The following is a 20,779-nucleotide window of genomic DNA, read 5'->3' as shown; positions in this document are numbered from 1 at the left end:
AAAAGTTTCAGTTCTACCTGCTGGAACTTTTTTTATGTTTGAAAATCATTTAACATGGAAGTAGAATAAAATAAATCAGAAAATGGAGAATGACAGTGTCTGAGAATGCGTATGCAAAATCTGGGGTAGATGTAGAAGCAGGATATGAGGTGGTTTCTCGTATTAAGAAGCACGTTGCTAAAACCGAACGTTTGGGTGTGCTTGGGGCACTGGGGGGGTTTGGTGGAAGTTTTGACTTATCTGTGCTTGATGTCAAAGAGCCTGTATTGATTTCAGGGACAGATGGTGTGGGAACAAAATTGATGTTAGCCATTCAAGCAGACAAACATGATACGATTGGAATTGATTGCGTGGCCATGTGCGTTAACGATATTATTGCTGCTGGGGCCGAGCCGTTGTATTTTTTGGATTATATTGCCACAGGGAAAAATATTCCTGAAAAATTGGAGCAAGTCGTAGCTGGAGTGGCCGAAGGTTGCTTGCAAGCAGGAGCGGCTCTGATTGGTGGAGAAACAGCTGAAATGCCCGGAATGTATGATGAAGATGATTACGATTTGGCTGGTTTTTCCGTTGGTGTGGCTGAAAAATCACAATTGATTGATGGTGAAAAAAATGTGGAAGCAGGGGACATTTTGCTTGGTCTAGCTTCGTCTGGGATTCATTCTAATGGATACTCTTTGGTTCGGAAAGTTTTTGCTGACTTTGATTTGAATGAATCATTGCCTGAACTTGACCAATCTTTGATTGATACTCTTTTAACTCCGACTAAAATCTATGTCAAAGAGCTCTTGCCTTTGATTAAGCAAAATAAAATAAAAGGAATTGCTCATATTACGGGTGGAGGATTCCATGAAAACTTACCAAGAATGTTCGGAAATAGCTTGTCAGCCGAAATTGTCGAAGGCTCTTGGGATGTTTTACCAATTTTCAAGGCTCTTGAAAAATATGGCAACATCAAACACGAAGAAATGTATGAAATTTTCAATATGGGGATTGGAATGGTTATCGCTGTTGCTCCTGAAAATGCTGCTGCTCTCAAAAAAGTCTTGAATGCTTTTGAGATTGGTCAAATGGTTAATCGACAAGAGGCTCCAGTAGTGATTAAAAAATAATCTTTTTTCATTAAGAATAGGGGATAGAATGAAAATTGCAGTATTTGCATCAGGAAATGGCTCTAACTTTCAAACACTAGCTGAACAATTTCCTAAGGAAGTGAAGTTTGTTTTTTCAGATCATCATGATTCTTATGTACTTGAACGTGCTGATAAATTAGGGGTAGCAAATGCAAGTTTGGAGTTAAAAGAGTTTACTTCAAAAGTTGACTATGAGAAAGCTTTGGTGGAAATTTTAGAAGCACAAGAAATTGATTTAATTCTTTTGGCTGGTTATATGAAAATCATTGGTTCGACGATGTTGGCAAAATATAAAGGAAAGATTATTAATGTTCATCCTTCTTTTCTGCCTGATTTTGCTGGTTCTCCTCATGCGATTGAGGAGTCACATGAAGCAAAATATGGTCTAGGAATTACAATTCATTATGTTGATGAGGGCGTGGATACTGGCGAAATTATCGCGCAAATGCCTGTGGCTTATCACGAAAGTTTGGAAGTTTATGAAGAGCGAGTTCATGAAGCTGAACATAAACTCTATCCAAAAGTTGTTTGTCAAATAATTCTTCATCAGCAATGATGAAGTTTTTTTATTTGGCTATTAATAAATGAGAAATGAGGGCTTGAAAAAGATAAAAATAAGAGAAAATTTTCAGTTCTTTTAAGAAAATAAAACATCTAAAAAACTTTTGTAAGCGCTATTTACTTTTGAAATTTAAATGCTACAATGTAGTGGTAACATAATCTTAAGTAAAATAAGAGAAGGAAAAATGGTAAAGTATCTTAAAGAATTCAAATTTGAAAATTTTATGGTTTTCTTACTTATCACGATTGACATTGCTCTTGCGGTCTTGAGTTCGGTCTTTTTGGCCAATGTACTCAATTCTTTGATTGCTAGAGAAATGAATCAATTTTTCTTATGGTTAGCTATTGACATTGTCCTCTGGGTGGTCGATAGTTTTGTTCAGGGAGCGCGTGATGTTTGGAAAGAAATTGCCATACAAAAGCAGCTTAATGCTGTACGTCGGGATATCATTGAACCTCTGACGGAAATTTCTTATTCTGATTTTGAAAAAAACAGTAAAGAAGATTATAATTCCTGGTTAAATAATGATACAAAATTACTTTATGATAATGGTTTCCATCAGATTTATTTTGTTTATACGGGAATCGTTGCGATGCTATTCTCAGGAATTGCAATCATCTTTTTCCACTGGGTATTGCTTTTGACAACACTTCTAGTTGGAGCCATTTTGTTCTATTTTCCAAAAGTCTTTAAGAAATCAGTGGAACGAGACACAGAACAGGTTTCAGATGTTGCTAATGATGCTTTAGCGACATCTACAGATTACTTACGTGGCTATGAAGTGCTCTATCACAATAAACAACTGGGGCTGATGCAAGAGCGAACCATGGGTAAATTTAATCAATTGGCTACGGCAAATGTAAAATTAATTTTTACTCGGGCTTGGATGCAATATTCTTTATTAGGGGCCAGTATGTTGGGACAATTTTTGATTTTAGCTGTTGCTGGTTTTCTCATCATGAATGGTCAGATAGGCATCGGTGTTGTCATGAGCGTGGGGAATCTGTCAGGAACAGTTACTAATTACTCAAAAAGTGTAGCAAATAGCTTGATTTTGCTCAATGCGACTGGGAAATTGCTAGAAAAATATGGAAAAATTGCTGACGAATCAAAAGTTACTGACGGAGAAGAAGTGACAGACTTTGAAAGTAAACTGGAGTTAAAAAATCTGTCTGTCGCTTTTCCTGATGGCCAAAAAATTGAATATCCAGAAATTGTCATTGAAAAAGGGAAGAAATATGCGATTATCGGGGATAGTGGTAGTGGTAAATCAACCTTAATTAATTTGCTAGTCGGCAATAAGCAAGATTATGAAGGAGAAATTTTACTTGATGGAAAAGATTATAAGGGAATTAACCGAAAATCTTTACCACATGTCATGAGCGTAATTATGCAATTTCCTTACCTTTTTAGGGAAACGGTAGAGGAAAATTTGACTTTGGGTCGTAAGATTTCGCCAGATATTTTTGATAAATCGATTAGAATTGCCTGTGCTGATGATTTTGTGTTTAATAAACTTGATACGATTTATGATAAAAATTTATCAGGAGGTCAGCAAGAAAGACTATCTGTCGCGCGGGAATTAATGGGGACAAAACCGATTTTAGTGATGGATGAAAGCACTGCCAGTGTTGATAAGAAAACGGCTCTGGCTGTGGAAAAAAATATTTTAGAAAATCCCGATTTGACTGTGATTATGATTACTCACCATTTGTATGATGAAACTCAAAATTATTTGGATGAAATCATTCATTTAGGTCAGGGAATTGCTTAGACTATAAATTTTATATCAAAAAAAGACACCTTTTGTGTCTTTTTTTATTACTTAAATCGTGACAATTTTTCTGATGAGTTCATGAATTTCTTCAATTGGTTTATCTTGACCATTCATTAACCATTTTCGCCAAACAGCATAAACTCCAGTTGCCACAAAAGTAATGAAATATTCGTCATTTGTTTCTTCGTAAAATTTTTCAATTTCTTCAATATAAATCTGACGAATGATGGGCTCATAGCCTTGACTTTCAGAAAGGTAGAGGTCATTTTTGAAGTCTTCAAAAAATTTTAATTGGTTCTCAATTTTTATTGTTGCGGACACATTCTGGCGAATGATTTCAAAACTTTCAGAAATTCGTGGTTGATAGTATTGATAGATGACTTGATTGATTGAATCAAAATTACGATAAAATGCCATTCGACTGACTCCGGCCCGCTGACAAACGTTTGAAACGGTCAGTTGAGCAAGAGTCTTTGGTTTTTCAGATGTTTTTTGAATGCCCAAAAGCTGTAGAATAGCTGTAGTAATAAAATCTTTTGTATCATTTTTGATGGTTTGGGAATAGTTCGTCGCTGCCATTACACATCTCCTTAGGTTGTCACACAAGCGGATTTTAAGCTTGTATTTTTACTACTTCTATCGTACAATAATTCCACATGAGTTTCAAGTGTAACGGATGTTGTTGAGAGAGAAAAAGGAGAGAAAAATGACAAATACAAATAAAAAATTAATACTAGTAACTGGTGGTTCGGGTTATATTGCTATGTTCATCATGATTGCTTTATTAAAAAAAGGCTATCGAGTACGGGCGACCTTGCGGACGATGTCTAGACAAGAAGAAGTGAAGAAAATGATGAAGCAAGGAGGGATTGCTGATTTTACTGACCTAGACTTTGTTCAAACGGATTTAACTAAAGAAGAAGGATGGAGTCAAGCAATGACTGGAGTGGATTCTGTCATCCACGTCGCTTCTCCAACACCCTTGCAACGTCCTGACGCTGATGATTTAATGGTGAAAATGGCTGTAGATGGAGTGAAGTTTGTGATGAAAGCAGCTAAGGAAGCAGGAGTTAAACGAGTGGTTTTGACCTCAGCATCGGGCGCTGTTTTAGCGGGGCATAAGCATCATCCAGAAATCTTCACAGAAAAAGACTGGACAAAGCTTGATGCTCCAATTAATGCTTATCAACGGTCTAAAACGATGGCTGAAATGGAATTTTGGAAACTTGCCAAATCTTATGGTATTGAAGGAGCCTCAGTTCTACCTACGGCTGTTATGGGACCGATTCTTGGGAATGATTTTTCACATTCTAGCGCGGCTATAAAAAATATGTTTGAAGGTAAAATGCCCAGACTTTTAAATTTAGCATTTGACTATGTTGATGTTCGTGATGTTGCTGATTTACATTTGCTAGCTCTTGAAAAAGATGAAGCGATTGGTCAACGTTTCATTGCAACTTCAGGCCAAAATATTACTTATAAAAAGCAAGCTGAGTTTTTGAAAAAGGAGTTTGGTACAAAGGCTAAAAAAGTATCTACTCAGGTAATTCCCGACTTTTTAGTTAAAATTTTAGCTCGATTTGATAAAAGTTTGGCGATGCCAGCTACATTTTTGGGGCAAAACACAGCTTGTTCAAATGAAAAATCAGTTAAACTTTTAGACTGGAAACCACGTTCAGGTGAAGCAGCTATCATTCAAACGGCACAAACTATGTTGGATTTGGGAGTTATTAAAGTTGATTAAGAAAATTATGTTTTTGAAAAATTTCTATTTCCGAACGTTGTAAGCTAAAAAAGACCAAAGTCAGACTTCTGGTCTTTTTCTTCTCTCTAAAAAAGTCTAAAATAGAAACATATTGTGAAAAAAATTGGAGAGAAAAATGCATCCACATTTAAAAGAAGTTTTATTTACTAGAGAACAAATTGCTGAACGTGTCAAAGCGCTTGCTGAAGTTGTTTCACGAGATTATGAGGGAAAGAATCCCCTCGTTGTCGGGATTTTGAAGGGCTCAATCATGTTTACGGTTGATTTTCTTAAAGAATTATCAATTGATGCTGAAGTTGATTTTATGGACGTCACCAGTTATGGTTACGGAATTTCATCATCTGGTGAAGTTCGAATTTTGAAAGATTTATCAACCGTGGCTCACGGTCGTGATATTTTGATTGTTGAAGATATCATTGACACTGGAAATACTCTGCTCTATCTTAAAAAATTGCTGACAGGACGTCAAGCGCATTCAGTAAAAATCATCTCTTTATTAGACAAACCAAGTGGTCGTAAAGTAGATATTGACGCTGATTATGTCGGTTTTGAAGTACCAGATGCTTTTATCGTAGGTTATGGAATTGATTATGCAGAACGTTATCGTCAATTGCCATATATTGGAATTTTCAATGAAGAATTCTTGATTAAAGAATGAAAGTTATTTCCGAACAATAAAATTAAAAAAGGCCTAGTTGTTAAACTAGCGCTTTTTATTTCCAAACGATAAATGTAAAATAAAGACATGATAAATAGTTACTGACAGACTTGTCAGTACTTTTAGAAGAAAAATCTTGACTTACAGAACTGTCAGTAAAAAACTTGGAGGAAATCATGTCAAAACGTGCGCTTATCAGTGTTTCAGACAAAGAAGGTATTGTAGAATTTGCAAAGAAAATTCAGGAGTTGGGTTGGGAAATTATCTCAACAGGCGGAACAAAAGCTGTTCTGGACCAAGAAAAAATTCCGAATATTGCAATTGATGAAGTGACTGGCTTTCCAGAAATGATGGATGGTCGAGTTAAAACATTACATCCGCTGATTCATGGTGCACTCCTTGGACGTAGAGATTTGGACAGTCACATGAAATCAATGGCTGAACATCATATTTCTCCGATTGACCTAGTTGTTGTAAATTTATATCCTTTCAAAGAAACTTTGCTTGCTGGTGGTAGTCAAGCAGAAATGATTGAAAAAATTGATATTGGTGGGCCGTCAATGTTGCGTTCAGCAGCTAAAAATCATGCGGCAGTCACAGTTGTTTGTGACCCAAATGATTATGAAAAAGTACTGACAGAGATGTCAGTAACAGGCGAAACAAGTTTAGGTCTTCGTCAGCAACTTGCAGCAAAAGTTTTTCGTCATACTGCAAGTTATGATGCCCTCATTGCGCAATATTTGACAGAAGAATTTCCAGTAGAAAATACAAAACCCGAAAAATTAACCTTGACTTATGACCTTAAACAAGGGATGCGTTATGGTGAAAATCCACAACAAAGTGCTGATTTTTATGAATCAGGATTACCAACAACTTACTCTATTGCGCAAAGTCATCAACTTCATGGTAAAGAATTAAGTTATAACAATGTTCGTGATGCTGATGCAGCTTTGCAAATTGCAAGAGATTTTGAAGAACCAACAGTCGTAGCACTCAAACATATGAACCCTTGTGGGATTGGAACAGCCAAAAATATTGAACAAGCTTGGGATTATGCTTATGAAGCGGACCCTGTTTCGATTTTTGGTGGAATTATCGTTTTAAATAGAGAAGTCAATGAGGAAACGGCTCAAAAAATGAGCAAGATTTTCCTTGAGATTATTATTGCTCCATCATATAGTAAAGAGGCCTTGGATATTTTGAGTAAAAAGAAAAATATTCGTCTTTTGACCGTTGATTTTTCTAAAAAAGAGCAATCAGAAAAAGAAGCGCTCGTGACAGGGGTACTTGGGGGGCTTCTCGTTCAAAATCAAGATGTTATACTCGAAAATCCGAAAGAATGGACAGTGGCGACTAAAGTTCAACCAACTGACAAACAAATGGCGGCCCTTAAATTTGCATGGAAAGCAGTAAAATTTGTCAAATCAAATGGAATCATTGTAACAAATGACCACCAAACGCTTGGCGTTGGCCCTGGGCAAACTAATCGTGTCGGCTCGGTAAAAATTGCCTTGGAAGCGACTGCTGATAAGGACGCCCTTCTTCAAGAAAATGCCGTACTTGGCTCAGATGCCTTTTTCCCATTTGCGGACAATATTGATGAAATTGCCAAAGCGGGAATTAAGGCAATCGTTCAACCGGGTGGCTCTGTTCGTGATCAAGAAGTGATTGAAGCATGTGATAAATATGGTATTGCGATGGTCTTTACTGGACTCCGCCATTTTAGACATTAATTAAAAATCTGCCTTAGGGTAGATTTTTTGTCATCTACAATCTAAAAAATAATTTTCGATACTTTTTTCTGCTATAATGTAAGGAATGCAAAGAATACATTTAGCAAAGGAAATAGAAATGACTGTACTACTTTTTGATATCGATAACACTCTACTTGATTTTGATAAAGCAGAATATGATGCTTTGGGGAAAATTTTTGCCCATTATCAAATTGAAGATAATCAAGAAAACCGAGCGACTTATTCACGCGAAAATAAAGCCTTGTGGCGCCTACATGAATCGGAAAAGCTTTCTCGAGAAGAATTATTGAGCACGCGATTTGACCATGCTTTTCGAGCTTTAAATGTGTCAGTAAACTATAATCCAGTAGCGGTTGATGATGAATACCAACTTTACTTATCACAAGGTCACGAGCTAATCAATCACGCAAATGAGTTACTGACAGAACTGTCAGCAAAAGAAGCAGAAATGTATGTGGTCAGCAATGGAACTTCACGTGTTTCACGCCCACGAATATTTGAATCTGGAATTTCTGACCATTTTCGAGAAATCTTTATCAGCGAAGAAGTTAGTCATCATAAACCTTCTCTTGCCTTCTTTGATTACGTTTTTGATCACATTGAAGCAGCGAACAAAAAGGAATTTACAATTGTTGGTGATTCTCTAGCAACCGACATTTTAGGTGGGAATAGAGCTGGAATTAAAACAATCTGGTACAACCCCAAACAATTGGAAGTGACTGGCGAAGCACAACCAGATGTACAAATTCAAGATTTACTAGAAATTCCATCATTGGTTAAAAATTGGTAATAAAAAAACACTGTTTGTTTAACAGTGTTTTTTTATTTATACTTTTACTTTTTTTCTTAAAAAGAGACTTGAGATAAATCCTACGGATACGAAGATAAGAAGAAGCCAGAAAGTATGATGGAAGGCTGTTAAATTAGCTTGTAATGGAGAAAGACTACTTTGATTTTTGATTTGACTACTTAAAAATGCTGTCAGAAAGGCAATTGCAAATGAGTTGACCACTTGCATCATTTCGTTGGTTAAAGGTGTCACTCGGCTAATGTTTTTCATTGGAACGGCTTGTAGTGCGTGATTATTGACTTGCATATTGACCAGACCTTGGCTTAAACCAAGTAAAATAATCGCACAAAGCGTAAAAGTCAATGAAGAGTGCGGACTAATTTGCGCGAATAAGATGAGGCTGATTCCGCCAAGTGTAAAGCCAGGAAGAACCGCGGCTTTCGTACCAAATTTATCAAAAACTCGACCACCAATTGTCATTCCTAAAAAGCTTGCAATCGCTTGTGGAACCATCATTAATCCGGTATTAACAGAGGAAAGTCCCACAATATTTTGCAAGTAGAGAGGAACAAGAAGCATGGCTCCAAACACAACAATTTGATTGAGCCACATGAGTGAAATACCTTTTGTAAATTCAGGAATCGTGAAAGCTCGCAAATGTAAAAGTGGGTTTTCGACACGTAATTCAACGAGGATAAACAAAAGGAGCATCAGTAAACCAACGGACATAAAAGCGATAGCGCTTGGATTTGACCAACCTTTATCTGCACCAATATGCACACCATAAATTAAAATCGGAAAAGCAAAGGGAGAAAGAAGAGCGCCTTTTAAATCAATTTTACTTGCTTTATTTGCTGGAAAGTTAGGAAGAAATAAGAGGATGAAAATAAGTGCCAATATTCCTACAGGAAGATTAATCAAAAAAACAGTTGACCAATTAAAATATTTTACTAAAAAACCAGAAAGTGCTGGACCAATTGTCGGTGCAAGTAGCATGGGTAAGCCCAAAATTCCCATCATAGAGCCTCTTTTTTCCATTGGAATAACTTTAAAGGACATCCCAATTCCTATTGGAGCAACGACGCCACCAGTCAAGCCTTGGGCAATTCGCCAAATAATTAAACTCTGAAGAGAATGCGCATTTGCTGCCAAGAGTGAAGCAATGGTGAAAAAAATGATTGCCAGAGCAAAAATACGTTTATCTGAAAAGCGGTCCCCCAGAAAACCTGCAAAAGGGATAACCGTTGCCATAGCCAGAGTATAAGCGGTAATGAGCCACTGACTATTAGATAAATTTTGATGAAAAGCAGTTTGGATATGTGGAAGTGTCACATTCATGATGGTGGTATCCATCATAACTAAAAGCATCCCAATCGCAATTGTTAAAACTGCGGGTAAGACTTTTTTTAAATTAAAATCACTTGTATTATTCATAAGAACCTTCTTTTTTTGTTTTAGAACACTGTTCGGTAAAAATAATACCATTGTTCTAAAGCAAAGTCAAGAAAAAAAACTTCCTTTTAGAAGTTTTTTATGAATTAATCAGTTTGAACCATTTTTTCGATGCCCGAAATGATAAGTTCTAGTCCAAATTCAAAACTTTCAGACGAACTTAAGCTGGTAAGACTTTCTGTCTGCCAATATTTATCGAGAAAAGGAGCAAGTTGAACAAGAGGAATTTTGACAGTCGAAAGAGGTTTTTCGGGCTGTTCTACTAAGCGATCACTATCTATTTTACTGCTGTAGATAAAATTTAGATAAAGGTTAACAGTATAAAATTTACGGTCATCAGTGAGATTAAGATCATCTACAATCATCAAAAGTTTGTCAAAAAGTCGCAGATAATTTTCGGATTCTGGTGGATAATCCATCATCAATTGAGCAAGATTTGGATAAGATTCTAAAACAGTATAAATATTTTTTCCATAAACCAAAAGGCGATTTTGCCAAGTTTTTTCGTTTGCTGGAAAAATAATTTCAAGGCTGGCTTTATCAATCAGTTCAGCAAAAAGTGCCTCTTTACTTGAAAAATGATAGTAAAGAGAAGAGACGGTCATTCCTAGCCGACTAGCTAATTTGCGCATTGAAAATTCTGTGAGTGGAAGCTCTTGTAGAAGTTCCCAGCTACTGCTAATAATTTTGTCTTTTGTTGGTTGAGTCGCCATGATATTCTACTTTCTATTTCTACTTAAATTTATTTTACATGTTTTTAAAGAAAAATGCGATAGGAAGAAAAAATAAATAAAAGGTAATCTATAAATTTTTATAAAAACGAGAATTGAAATCCAAGTAAATTCCGAACAATCTAACCTCTTATTTTCTGAAATTTTTGCTCAGGCTTTTTCTTTTCTAGTAATTCTTTTAAGATAGAAATATAAGATTTATGACTGAACAAAACGAGGACGATAACTCTTCGTTAAAAAAAGGGTCTCAACTTGCTGCTTTAACAATTTAGAAAGAGCAAATAGAGAAGTGAAAAAACAATAAAATATTTAAATGAATTGCTGTATTAATCGCAATCATAAGAATTTGGAAGAATCGAAAATATCGGAGAAATGATGAAAATTTTAGTAATTGGCTCAGGTGGCCGTGAACATGCTCTGGCAAAAAAATTTATGGAAAGCCCTCAAGTTGAAAAAGTATTTGTTGCTCCAGGAAATTCAGGAATGAAAAAAGATGGAATTCAAATAGTTGGTATTTCCGAACTTTCAAATGATGAATTGGTTGAATTTGCTCAAAAAGAGAACATTGACTTAAGTTTTGTCGGACCAGAAACAGCACTTATGAATGGCCTAGTTGATGCTTTTGAAGAGAAAAATCTAACTATCTTTGGACCAAGAAAAAAAGCTGCCGAACTTGAAGGCTCTAAAGATTTTGCAAAGTCAATCATGAAAAAATATGGTGTTCCTACGGCAGATTATGCAACTTTTGATTCTTTAGAACCAGCGCTCTCACATCTTAAACAACATGGGGTTCCCATTGTGATTAAAGCAGATGGATTAGCGGCCGGAAAAGGAGTAACAGTTGCTTTTGATATTGCAAGTGCGCAAGCGGCATTAGCAGATATATTTTCTGAAAGCCAAGGGAAAGTTGTGATTGAAGAGTTTCTTGATGGGGAGGAGTTTTCTTTATTTAGTTTTGTTCATCAAGGAAAGATTTATCCAATGCCAATTGCTCAAGACCATAAACGTGCTTTTGATGGTGATAAAGGACCAAATACAGGTGGTATGGGGGCCTACTCCCCAGTCCCTCACCTTCCTAAAGAAGTGATAAATGAAGCTTTAGAAAAAGTTGTGAAACCCACGGTTGCGGGATTGATTAACGAGGGAAATTCGTTTACTGGTGTTCTTTATGCGGGATTGATTTTGACAACAGATGGGGTCAAGACAATCGAATTTAATGCAAGGTTTGGTGATCCTGAAACCCAAGTTGTTCTGCCTAGGCTTAAAAGTGATTTGGCACAGGCAATCATTGATATTTTAGCTGGAGATGTGCCAACATTAGAATGGCTTGAAACAGGTGTAACTTTGGGAGTCGTTGTCGCCTCAGAGGGTTATCCAGCTCAAGCAAAAACAGGAAGCATTCTTCCTGATATTCCTAAAGAGCTGAATGTCTATTATGCAGGGGTAATAGAGAATGAAGCCAATCAACTTGTAAGTAGTGGTGGACGTGTATATCTTCTTTCTGAAAGTGGAAAAGATATCGAAAGTACGCAGAAATCACTCTATGATAAACTTGATAAATTAGATAATCAAGGGCTCTTTTATCGGCATGACATTGGTTCAAAAGCCGTTAAATAACTTAATCAAAGTTTTGAAAGATTGCTGATAGAATTTTTACTCTTGAAAAGTAGTCTAGAAATGGAGATGACATGATTTTTGTTTTTGACCTTGATGGGACAATCTCTTTTGATGGCAAAAGCATTTCCTTAGAACTTTTAGAATCTCTGACAGAACTATCATTAAAAAATCAACTGATTTTTGCTTCGGCTAGGCCCATTCGAGATATGTTACCACTTTTATCAGCCTTTCCAAAAGAGCTGTTGATAGGTGGGAATGGCTCAATTGTCAGAAATAAGCAGCAACAAATTGAGATTGTACAACCTATTTCAGCGCATGATTTTTTGTTAATAAAAAAAATAATTACTGACCAAGATTTGGACTATCTAGTTGATTCTGATTGGAACTATGCGCTCTTAAATAGGAATGAAGAAAGAGCGCAAATTAATGACAAGGTTGACCAGTGTCACTTAGCCAAAAATATTTCTCTATCAGAAATTGACAGAGCAATCAAATGCAACCTACTCAACCCTCAATCAGAAATAATCTTGCATGAATTGAAAAAACTAAATCTTGAAATTGTTAGGCATGAAGAAGCGAAAAGTATTGATTTAACCGCTAAAGGAGTAAATAAATACACCACATTGCGTCAGTATTTTCCTAAAGAAGAATATATTGCTTTTGGAAATGATGATAATGATGTCCAATTACTTCGGCATGCAGAGCTTTCAATTGCAGTTGGAAGTAATCAAGCATTAGATTTTGCAGATATTCATTTAAATGAAAAAGAAATTTTAAGATATTTGGAGAAAATAAAATGACAGAAGTTGCAATTATCATGGGTTCAAGTTCAGACTGGGCCACAATGAAAGAAACAGCGAAGATTTTAGATGATTTTGGGTTAGCTTATGAGAAAAAAGTTGTCTCAGCTCATCGGACACCGGCTTTAATGGCTGAATTTTCCAATCAGGCCCATGACCAAGGCTATAAGGTTATCATTGCTGGCGCTGGTGGAGCTGCACACTTACCAGGAATGGTTGCTGCTCAAACGCTTGTTCCGGTGATTGGTGTGCCAATCAAATCACGGGCTTTATCCGGTCTTGACTCGCTTTATTCAATTGTTCAAATGCCAGCAGGTGTTCCTGTAGCGACAATGGCAATTGGAGAGGCTGGGGCAAAAAATGCGGCATTATTTGCCTTGCAACTTTTGGCAAATAATGATGATGATTTATACAATAAATTAGTGAACTATCGGGCAGCCGCTCAAGAAATGGTTGAGCAATCAAACAATGAATTGAAATGATTTAATAAAAATACAAAAGCGGTTAGATTTCTAAAAATGAAGGGTAGGAAAACTTGTGATAAAGAATACAAAGCAAACGATTGGAATCATTGGTGGAGGTCAGCTTGGACAGATGATGGCAATTGCCGCTCAATATACGGGGCATAAGGTGATTACTCTAGACCCTAATCCAAATTGCTCAGCGGCAAAAGTATCTGATGAACTCATTGTTGCTCCTTATGATGATGTAGAAAATTTATTGCGACTTGCCTATGCTTGCGATGTTATTACTTATGAGTTTGAAAATGTTTCAGCAGAAGCACTCCATGAGATTGAAGCTTGCGTCAAGATTCCTCAAGGAATTCGTTTGCTAGAGATTACACAAAACCGACGCTTTGAAAAAGAATTTTTGACAAATGAAGCAAAAGTCAAAGTTGCTCCATGGCAATTGATTGATTCAAAAGAAAAACTTCCGCAAGTCGTCACTAAAAAACAAGTTTTGAAGACGACGATGGGAGGTTATGATGGACATGGACAAGTAGTTTTAAAGACGGACCAAGACTTGTCAGCTGCTCAATCACTGACAGAAATTTCCGAATGTGTTTTAGAAGATTTTATTTCATTTGACCGTGAAATTTCAGTCATCATTAGTGGAAATGGTCATGAGTATGTTACTTTTCCTTTGGCCGAAAATGAGCACCGCGAAAATATTTTGCATCAGACGATTTCACCAGCCCGTGTGACTGACAAAATCACTGACGAAGCTAATAAAATTGCGAGATCAATTGCAGAGAAATTGAAACTTTCTGGAACGCTTTGTGTTGAGATGTTTTTAACAGCTGAGGGTCAAATCTATGTCAATGAACTTGCGCCAAGACCGCATAATAGTGGTCATTTTACCATTGAAGCCTGTGATTTCAATCAATTTGACTTGCATATCAAAGGAATTTTAGGAGAAGATTTACCAGAACCCAAACTCTTAAATGCGGCTATCATGTTAAATGTTTTAGGACAACATGTGGAAGCCGTTAAGGCGCTCAATCATAATCATGCGGATTGGCATCAACATGATTACGGAAAGCCTGATGCTAAACATAACCGAAAGATGGGACATGTTACTATCTTAACGAATGATTTTGACAAAACAATTAATGAAATTAAAGCCACAAAAATTTGGGATTAAAAAATACTTGATTAATATCAAGTATTTTTTTTATTTACTTTGGATAGGGTAAAATGACAACATTTCCCCTAAAAAAAAGAACAAATCAGTAAGATAAACTCTTTGGAAAGCGGTATCATTAACAAGTAAAAACATTGAGCTAAAATTAATTGTTTTTCAAAATTGTTTTTCGAGATAGTATTGCAAAATATCAAGAGAACCCCTATCAGAATAAAAAACTTGATTATCAATTTTATCTTGATTGAAAGTCATATAGTTCAGATTGGGGAAGAGAACATTGTTTTTCCGAAAATCTTTTGGCAAAACGCCATAGGATTTGACAAAAGCAGTATTGAGTGTTCGGATATCCGAAAAGCCACACATATAAGCGATGTTTAGTAAATTATCTTTGGAAGAAGAAAGGAGTGTTCTTGCTTTTTCTGAACGGATTTTATTTAAATATTCATTAAAATTTATCCCAAAATTACTTTTAAAGAAATGAGAAAAATAAGTTCGGGACAATCCTTCATGTGAGGCAATCATTTCCAGAGAAATTTTGTGGTCGTAGTTCTCATGGATGTAGGAAGAAATCCGCTCCATTCGCTCTTGCAGGTCCATCAATTTATTTTGTTCAGAGCTGCTTAAAATACTGTACTCAGAAATACTTAACAAACGGTCTAGTAAAAGTGAAGTATAGCCGTGAGTTCGTAAAGAATTATTCTTATCATCAGCAAAATAACTTAAGGCTGCTTGCAAGAGTAATTTCAAGGTTTCAGGTTGATTTTCTAGATTGAAAGGGTGACTTTCAAAATAAATTTTATCAAGTTGAGGGAAGATAATTTTAAAAATTTCTGATGAAAATTGCAGAATTAACAGTTTCATAGAGTCACTTGATGAAAGCTCATGAACCTGACAACTATTAAAAATAATAGCTTGTCCAGCAGTGATTTCAAAGAAATTTTCTTGAGTGGTTACAGTACCGACCCCTTCTAAGACAAAAGCTAATTCAATGTCAAAATGAAGATGAGGTTTACGGTAAGTAATATCAACAAGTAAAAAATTAAGATTATTTATTTTTGAGTGATAAATATTCTCTAATTCGTTTTTCATGTTCATTCTCTCCTAATCACTATTATTATGACATACATTACAACAAATGTATAGTAGTAATTTCGAGTTTGAAAATAATATTAATATCATAAAGAGGAGGAGCTATAAAAATGGCTTACTTTAACGACATCGCACCTATCAAATACGAAGGTACAAAAACTAAAAACATGTTTGCCTTCCGCCATTATAACCCAGAAGAAGTGGTTGCTGGGAAAACAATGGAAGAACAGCTTCATTTCGCCCTTGCTTTTTGGCATACAATTACGATGGACGGGGCTGACCCATTTGGTAGTGCCACAATGGAACGTCCTTGGGATTTGGAAGGTGGCTCTGAACTTGACCGTGCTCATCGTCGAGTAGATGCTTTCTTTGAAATTGCCGAAAAATTGGGTGTTAAATATTATTGTTTCCATGATATTGACATCGCGCCTACAGGAAATTCTTTGAAAGAATTTTATGCAAACTTAGATGAAATTACTGACCATCTTCTTGAAAAACAAAAAGAAACAGGCATTAAACTCCTCTGGAATACGGCAAATATGTTCTCAAACCCACGTTATATGAATGGGGTTTCGACATCAAACCGTGCTGAAGTTTTTGCTTATGGTGCTGCTCAAGTCAAAAAAGGACTTGAACTTTCTAAAAAACTTGGTGGTGAAAACTATGTCTTCTGGGGTGGCCGTGAAGGTTACGAATCACTTTTGAACACAGACATGGGTCTTGAAATGGATCACATGGCAAAATTCTTCCATTTGGCGATTGATTATGCAAAATCAATTAACCATTTGCCTATTTTCTTGATTGAACCAAAACCAAAAGAACCAATGACTCACCAATATGACTTTGATGCAGCGACAGCTCTTGCTTTCTTGCAAAAATATGATTTGGACAAATATTTCAAACTCAATCTTGAAACAAACCATGCTTGGTTGGCTGGTCATACTTTTGAACACGAATTAAATACTGCACGTACTTTTGGTGCCTTAGGTTCAATCGATGCCAATCAAGGAAATTATTTGCTCGGCTGGGATACTGATGAATTTCCAACACTTGTCATTGATATCACGCTTGCTATGCACCAAATTCTTTTGAACGGTGGGCTTGGTAAAGGCGGAATTAACTTTGATGCCAAAGTCCGTCGTACAAGTTTCAAAGCAGAAGATTTGATTTTGGCTCATATTGCAGGGATGGATACTTATGCACGTGCGCTTAAAGGTGCAGCAGCCATCATTGAAGACAAATTCTTGTCTGATATTGTTGAAGAACGTTATAGTTCATACAAGAAGACAGAAGTTGGTCAATCTATCGAAAATGGAACAGCAACTTTTGAAAGTCTTGCTGCTTATGCTCTTGAGCATGGGGAAGACATCGAACTTGATTCTAACCACTTAGAATATATCAAATCAGTATTGAATGACTATCTTGTTTAAACTTTGATAAAGTTATCTCGTGAGGTTTTATCAAACTTGCGAGATAACTTATTTTTTTGTTGTTATGAAATAGCTTTACAAAATCCGTAAAGTTTGAGGAAAAACAATGAGAAGAGGAACTAAAAAATTCACTCTAATAAGTCTAATCATCTTTGCTCTATTAGGCTTGCAAGCTTGTAAAAATAAAAAATTACTAGATAAAAATGAAAAAAATCCAACGGTACAAACTTTTCAAGCACAAAGTAATGGTCCACAAACATTAGGCACAAGCCCCTATGACTATACTTTATGGTATCAGGGAGGGGTAAAACATACGCTTTCTTGGTATGGGGCATCACAAAGAGGTGGTGCAGCTTTTAAGGCGACTTGGTCAGATTCGGATGATTTTTTAGCACGTGTTGGCTATAGTTGGACGAATGCTGGAGAAGACATTAAAAATATTGGAAATATTTCTTGTCAGTTTAGTTATAAAAAATCTGGAGAAGGAACAGCAGGAAATTATAACTATATAGGGATTTATGGCTGGATTCGTAATGAAACTGCGACTGACCCTAATGAAAAGCTTGTCGAGTATTATATTGTCGATGATTGGTTTGGTAATGGAGCTCAGTCGGAAAAAACTCCGATTACAACCGCTACAACGCAAGGTAATGTGCTTGGGACATATCAACTTGATGGAGCGACTTATCAAGTCATTAAAAATGTTAGAGAAGACCAGCCCTCTATTGACGGAAATCAAACTTTTACTCAATATTTTGCGATTAGACAAAGTCCAAGACAAAAAGGAACCCTTTCTATTTCACAGCATTTTGCTCAGTGGCAAAAAATGGGTCTAGCAATTGGAAAGGTTACAGAAAATAGTTTTCTAGTTGAAAGCAGTGGTGAATCTGGTTGGTTGGATTGTACTTATCTAAAATTTACAAAAAATTAAAAATGACAGGTAACTCTAAAATTTTATTATAGAAGTTCACCATTGATTAAAAAATATAAGAAATAGGAAAAAGATATGACTTATGTGTTAGGAATTGACTTAGGAACATCAAGCCTTAAAGGAATTTTGATGGACGAAGCTGGTAATTTAATTACGACAAAATCTGCTGAATACCAAATTGATACGCCAAAACAAGGCTATTCTGAACAACGTCCAGAATATTGGGTTGTGGCCCTTGAATCAGTACTGACAGGTTTGTCAGTAGAAGTTTCGGATTTTGGTCAGCAACTTGCAGGCATCAGTTTTTCTGGTCAGATGCATTCATTAGTCGTTTTAGATGAAAATAATACGCCAGTTTATCCAGCCATTCTTTGGAATGATGTTAGAACAAGTAAACAGTGTCAAGAAATTACTGACAGACTTGGGAATCGTCTCTTAGAGATTACAAAAAACATTGCTCTTGAAGGATTTACTTTACCAAAAATTCTTTGGCTCCAAGAAAATGAACCTGAAGTGTGGTCACGAGTTAAAAAAATCATGTTGCCAAAAGATTACTTGAGCTTCTGGTTGACAGGAAATATTTATACCGAATTTTCTGACGCAGCAGGAACTTTGCTTTTGGACATTGAGAAAAAACAATGGTCAAAAGAAATTGCTCAAACTTTCGATATTGACATGGCTATCTTACCTGACTTACTTGAATCAACTGCTCAAACAGGATTGGTCAAAGCAGAAATAGCCGAACGCTACAAACTGGCAAATGAAGTTAAAGTATTTGCTGGCGGAGCCGATAATGCAGCAGCGGCTCTGGGTGTCGGCTTGATTAATGAAGAAGTCGGCTTGATTTCAATGGGAACCTCAGGAGTCGTGTCAGCTTTCGAGCCAAAGATTGCGGATTACAAAGGAAAACTCCATTTCTTTAATCACACGGTTCCGGGCGCTTATTACTCAATGGGTGTAACCTTGGCTGCCGGAAATTCTTTGAACTGGTACAAGGAAACTTTTGGAAAAGGCTTGAGTTTTAATGAACTTTTGTCAGAAGTTTACACGGTTTCTCCTGGTTCAGAAGGATTGCTCTTTACACCATATATTGTGGGCGAAAGAACGCCGCATTTTGACTCAAAAATTCGCGGGAGTTTCTTAGGGATTTCTGCTCATCATGAACAAAAACATTTTTCAAGAGCGGTTCTTGAAGGAATTACTTTTTCATTGCGTGATTCTAAAGATATCATGGAAAAAACGAAAAACAAGAAGTTTAAACGTTTAATTTCCGTAGGCGGTGGTGCTCAAAATCCCGACATTATGCAAATGCAAGCAGATGTTTTTAATTCAGAAATGATTCGTTTGACTGTTGAGCAAGGACCGGGACTTGGCGCTTGTATGATTGCTGCTTTTGGCTGTGGACTTTATGATAGTTTAGAAGCCGTCACTAAGGCTTTTGTTCATTATAAAGAAGCGACTTTCTTACCCAATCCGAAAAATGTAGCACGTTATGAGCAAATTTATCAAATTTGGAAAGAAGCCTATCAAACGACAGCAGGACTTTCTCATCAATTAGTAGAATTCAATGACGAAGGCTGATAATGACATTTACTATTTCCAAAAAATCTTTGCCTTTTAGCGCTGACAAATCAATCAGTCAGATTACATTATCAAATGAACGACTCACCATCGTTGTCCATGATTTTGGGGCGCGTGTCCATCAACTTTACGCTCCTGATAAAAATGGAAAGTTTGAAAATATCCTTTTATCTAAAGACAATTCCGAAACCTATGTAAATGACGGAGGATATTACGGTGTAATTTGTGGCCCAGTAGCCGGGCGTATTTCAGGCGCTACTTATGATTCTGTCAGCTTAGAGGCAAATGAAGGAAAGAACACTTTACATTCAGGAAGTCATGGTTGGGAAAGACAGTTTTGGGATTACGAAACTTTTGAAAATGAATCATCTGCCGGCATTAGATTGAGTCTGACTGACAGAGAATCAGGATTTCCGGGTCAAATTCAAGCAGAAGTCACTTATAAATTGACTGACAGCAAGCTAGAAGTCATTCTATCAGGCCTGTCAGCAACTGATACAGTTTTCAATCCTGCTTGGCATCCTTATTTTAATCTGTCAGCAGAAGTAACGACAACTGAAGGTCATATTTTACAAGCTGATGTTGACCAGATTGTCGAAACCAATCTAGAAAATATTCCAACTGGTCGTCTGCTGAGTGTTGATGATGACTTTTATCCGCTCAAAGAAAACATTTTGATTGGCGATTTGCTCAAGCAATATCCGCAAGGATTGGACGACTGTTTTGTTTTCAATCCTGAGGGTCATCAGAGTCTGACACTTTTTGATCCGCTGTCAGGTCGCAAATTAATCGCAAAAACTGACCGACAAGCTGTCGTCATTTATACGGCGACAAATCCCGAAAGAAATTCGATTATCAATGGTCGAACCATGTCGAAGAATCGTGGAATTGCTATAGAATTTCAAGAAATTCCTGATCTTGTTCATCATCCTGAATGGGGAACAATTGAGCTTAGAGCTGGTCAGAAAAAAGTTTTCAAAACAGAATATTTATTTACAATTGATTAAAAATTTACTGACAGATTTGTCAGTAAAAATGTATTTATTTTTATAAAAATAAAAGGGA

The 20,779-nt window shown here is 36.4% G+C and carries 19 protein-coding genes; 15 read left to right on the top strand and 4 right to left on the bottom strand.

Going from position 1 to position 20,779, the window contains the following annotated elements:
* Positions 1–89 precede the first annotated feature (89 nt).
* From purM to RSC39_RS10005, 3 genes are all read left to right on the top strand, one after another.
* The gene (gene purM / locus RSC39_RS10015; protein ID WP_332536923.1) at positions 90–1,112 is read left to right on the top strand and encodes a phosphoribosylformylglycinamidine cyclo-ligase; all 1,023 of its coding nucleotides are present in this window, start codon (positions 90–92) and stop codon (positions 1,110–1,112) included.
* 28 nt (positions 1,113–1,140) lie between these two features.
* On the top strand, positions 1,141–1,689 hold the full coding sequence (gene purN, locus RSC39_RS10010) for a phosphoribosylglycinamide formyltransferase (RefSeq protein ID WP_332536921.1): 549 nt from the start codon (positions 1,141–1,143) through the stop codon (positions 1,687–1,689).
* 190 nt (positions 1,690–1,879) lie between these two features.
* A complete protein-coding gene (locus RSC39_RS10005) occupies positions 1,880–3,469 on the top strand; it encodes an ABC transporter ATP-binding protein (RefSeq protein ID WP_332536919.1) in 1,590 nt (529 codons plus the stop codon).
* A gap of 51 nt (positions 3,470–3,520) precedes the next feature.
* Here the strand turns inward: RSC39_RS10005 and RSC39_RS10000 are convergent, their stop codons facing one another.
* The gene (locus tag RSC39_RS10000; RefSeq protein ID WP_011834925.1) at positions 3,521–4,051 is read right to left on the bottom strand and encodes a TetR/AcrR family transcriptional regulator; all 531 of its coding nucleotides are present in this window, start codon (positions 4,049–4,051) and stop codon (positions 3,521–3,523) included.
* A 127-nt stretch (positions 4,052–4,178) separates the two neighbouring features.
* Here RSC39_RS10000 and RSC39_RS09995 point away from each other — a divergent pair, with 127 nt between their 5' ends.
* From RSC39_RS09995 to RSC39_RS09980, 4 genes are all read left to right on the top strand, one after another.
* Positions 4,179–5,216, top strand: a complete 1,038-nt coding sequence (locus RSC39_RS09995; protein WP_332536917.1) for an NAD-dependent epimerase/dehydratase family protein — start codon at positions 4,179–4,181, stop codon at positions 5,214–5,216.
* A gap of 136 nt (positions 5,217–5,352) precedes the next feature.
* Positions 5,353–5,895, top strand: a complete 543-nt coding sequence (gene hpt, locus RSC39_RS09990) for a hypoxanthine phosphoribosyltransferase (RefSeq protein WP_332536915.1) — start codon at positions 5,353–5,355, stop codon at positions 5,893–5,895.
* Between the two features lie 176 nt (positions 5,896–6,071).
* On the top strand, positions 6,072–7,628 hold the full coding sequence (gene purH, locus RSC39_RS09985; RefSeq protein ID WP_332536913.1) for a bifunctional phosphoribosylaminoimidazolecarboxamide formyltransferase/IMP cyclohydrolase: 1,557 nt from the start codon (positions 6,072–6,074) through the stop codon (positions 7,626–7,628).
* 118 nt (positions 7,629–7,746) lie between these two features.
* A complete protein-coding gene (locus RSC39_RS09980) occupies positions 7,747–8,439 on the top strand; it encodes a YjjG family noncanonical pyrimidine nucleotidase (protein WP_332536985.1) in 693 nt (230 codons plus the stop codon).
* 36 nt (positions 8,440–8,475) lie between these two features.
* Here RSC39_RS09980 and RSC39_RS09975 read toward each other — a convergent pair whose 3' ends face one another.
* Both RSC39_RS09975 and RSC39_RS09970 read right to left on the bottom strand, forming a co-directional pair.
* The gene (locus tag RSC39_RS09975; protein WP_332536911.1) at positions 8,476–9,873 is read right to left on the bottom strand and encodes an MDR family MFS transporter; all 1,398 of its coding nucleotides are present in this window, start codon (positions 9,871–9,873) and stop codon (positions 8,476–8,478) included.
* Positions 9,874–9,977: 104 nt separating this feature from the next.
* Positions 9,978–10,604: a TetR/AcrR family transcriptional regulator gene (locus RSC39_RS09970; protein ID WP_063282244.1), complete on the bottom strand. Its 627-nt coding sequence runs from the start codon at positions 10,602–10,604 to the stop codon at positions 9,978–9,980.
* A 393-nt stretch (positions 10,605–10,997) separates the two neighbouring features.
* Between RSC39_RS09970 and purD the strand changes: the two genes are divergently transcribed.
* From purD to purK, 4 genes are all read left to right on the top strand, one after another.
* Entirely contained in the window at positions 10,998–12,239 is a 1,242-nt protein-coding gene (gene purD, locus RSC39_RS09965; protein ID WP_332536908.1) for a phosphoribosylamine--glycine ligase, read from the top strand.
* Positions 12,240–12,310: 71 nt separating this feature from the next.
* Complete coding sequence (locus tag RSC39_RS09960; protein WP_332536906.1) at positions 12,311–13,039, top strand: HAD-IIB family hydrolase; 729 nt, start codon at positions 12,311–12,313, stop codon at positions 13,037–13,039.
* Positions 13,036–13,521: a 5-(carboxyamino)imidazole ribonucleotide mutase gene (purE, locus tag RSC39_RS09955; protein ID WP_021037489.1), complete on the top strand. Its 486-nt coding sequence runs from the start codon at positions 13,036–13,038 to the stop codon at positions 13,519–13,521. The genes RSC39_RS09960 and purE overlap by 4 nt, the downstream gene beginning before the upstream one ends.
* A 55-nt stretch (positions 13,522–13,576) precedes the next feature.
* The gene (purK, locus tag RSC39_RS09950; RefSeq protein ID WP_332536903.1) at positions 13,577–14,683 is read left to right on the top strand and encodes a 5-(carboxyamino)imidazole ribonucleotide synthase; all 1,107 of its coding nucleotides are present in this window, start codon (positions 13,577–13,579) and stop codon (positions 14,681–14,683) included.
* A 156-nt stretch (positions 14,684–14,839) separates the two neighbouring features.
* On the opposite strand, the gene RSC39_RS09945 is transcribed toward purK, so the two are convergent.
* Positions 14,840–15,772, bottom strand: a complete 933-nt coding sequence (locus RSC39_RS09945) for an AraC family transcriptional regulator (protein WP_063282240.1) — start codon at positions 15,770–15,772, stop codon at positions 14,840–14,842.
* 110 nt (positions 15,773–15,882) lie between these two features.
* On the opposite strand from RSC39_RS09945, the gene xylA reads away from it, so the two are divergent.
* From xylA to RSC39_RS09925, 4 genes are all read left to right on the top strand, one after another.
* Positions 15,883–17,202 (top strand): xylose isomerase, encoded by a 1,320-nt coding sequence (xylA, locus tag RSC39_RS09940; RefSeq protein WP_332536901.1) that lies wholly within the window; start codon positions 15,883–15,885, stop codon positions 17,200–17,202.
* A gap of 106 nt (positions 17,203–17,308) precedes the next feature.
* Positions 17,309–18,133: a glycoside hydrolase family 11 protein gene (locus RSC39_RS09935; RefSeq protein WP_332536899.1), complete on the top strand. Its 825-nt coding sequence runs from the start codon at positions 17,309–17,311 to the stop codon at positions 18,131–18,133.
* A 75-nt stretch (positions 18,134–18,208) separates the two neighbouring features.
* Positions 18,209–19,714 (top strand): xylulokinase, encoded by a 1,506-nt coding sequence (xylB, locus tag RSC39_RS09930; protein WP_332536897.1) that lies wholly within the window; start codon positions 18,209–18,211, stop codon positions 19,712–19,714.
* A 2-nt stretch (positions 19,715–19,716) separates the two neighbouring features.
* The gene (locus tag RSC39_RS09925) at positions 19,717–20,721 is read left to right on the top strand and encodes an aldose epimerase family protein (protein ID WP_332536895.1); all 1,005 of its coding nucleotides are present in this window, start codon (positions 19,717–19,719) and stop codon (positions 20,719–20,721) included.
* Positions 20,722–20,779 lie beyond the last annotated feature (58 nt).

The sequence above is a fragment of the Lactococcus sp. genome (genome assembly GCF_036648155.1).
In the GTDB taxonomy this organism is placed as follows: domain Bacteria; phylum Bacillota; class Bacilli; order Lactobacillales; family Streptococcaceae; genus Lactococcus; species Lactococcus cremoris.
The sequence above is the reverse complement of the archived record's forward strand: the minus strand, read 5'-3'. Positions and strand labels throughout refer to the sequence as shown.

What these genes read in the sequence shown, in the direction of transcription:
- purM (WP_332536923.1), top strand. Translation starts at nt 90, where the DNA reads ATGACAGTGTCTGAGAATGCGTATGCAAAATCTGGGGTAGATGTAGAA.
- purN (WP_332536921.1), top strand. Translation starts at nt 1,141, where the DNA reads ATGAAAATTGCAGTATTTGCATCAGGAAATGGCTCTAACTTTCAAACA.
- RSC39_RS10005 (WP_332536919.1), top strand. Translation starts at nt 1,880, where the DNA reads ATGGTAAAGTATCTTAAAGAATTCAAATTTGAAAATTTTATGGTTTTC.
- RSC39_RS10000 (WP_011834925.1), bottom strand. Translation starts at nt 4,051, where the DNA reads ATGGCAGCGACGAACTATTCCCAAACCATCAAAAATGATACAAAAGAT.
- RSC39_RS09995 (WP_332536917.1), top strand. Translation starts at nt 4,179, where the DNA reads ATGACAAATACAAATAAAAAATTAATACTAGTAACTGGTGGTTCGGGT.
- hpt (WP_332536915.1), top strand. Translation starts at nt 5,353, where the DNA reads ATGCATCCACATTTAAAAGAAGTTTTATTTACTAGAGAACAAATTGCT.
- purH (WP_332536913.1), top strand. Translation starts at nt 6,072, where the DNA reads ATGTCAAAACGTGCGCTTATCAGTGTTTCAGACAAAGAAGGTATTGTA.
- RSC39_RS09980 (WP_332536985.1), top strand. Translation starts at nt 7,747, where the DNA reads ATGACTGTACTACTTTTTGATATCGATAACACTCTACTTGATTTTGAT.
- RSC39_RS09975 (WP_332536911.1), bottom strand. Translation starts at nt 9,873, where the DNA reads ATGAATAATACAAGTGATTTTAATTTAAAAAAAGTCTTACCCGCAGTT.
- RSC39_RS09970 (WP_063282244.1), bottom strand. Translation starts at nt 10,604, where the DNA reads ATGGCGACTCAACCAACAAAAGACAAAATTATTAGCAGTAGCTGGGAA.
- purD (WP_332536908.1), top strand. Translation starts at nt 10,998, where the DNA reads ATGAAAATTTTAGTAATTGGCTCAGGTGGCCGTGAACATGCTCTGGCA.
- RSC39_RS09960 (WP_332536906.1), top strand. Translation starts at nt 12,311, where the DNA reads ATGATTTTTGTTTTTGACCTTGATGGGACAATCTCTTTTGATGGCAAA.
- purE (WP_021037489.1), top strand. Translation starts at nt 13,036, where the DNA reads ATGACAGAAGTTGCAATTATCATGGGTTCAAGTTCAGACTGGGCCACA.
- RSC39_RS09945 (WP_063282240.1), bottom strand. Translation starts at nt 15,772, where the DNA reads ATGAAAAACGAATTAGAGAATATTTATCACTCAAAAATAAATAATCTT.
- xylA (WP_332536901.1), top strand. Translation starts at nt 15,883, where the DNA reads ATGGCTTACTTTAACGACATCGCACCTATCAAATACGAAGGTACAAAA.
- RSC39_RS09935 (WP_332536899.1), top strand. Translation starts at nt 17,309, where the DNA reads ATGAGAAGAGGAACTAAAAAATTCACTCTAATAAGTCTAATCATCTTT.
- xylB (WP_332536897.1), top strand. Translation starts at nt 18,209, where the DNA reads ATGACTTATGTGTTAGGAATTGACTTAGGAACATCAAGCCTTAAAGGA.
- RSC39_RS09925 (WP_332536895.1), top strand. Translation starts at nt 19,717, where the DNA reads ATGACATTTACTATTTCCAAAAAATCTTTGCCTTTTAGCGCTGACAAA.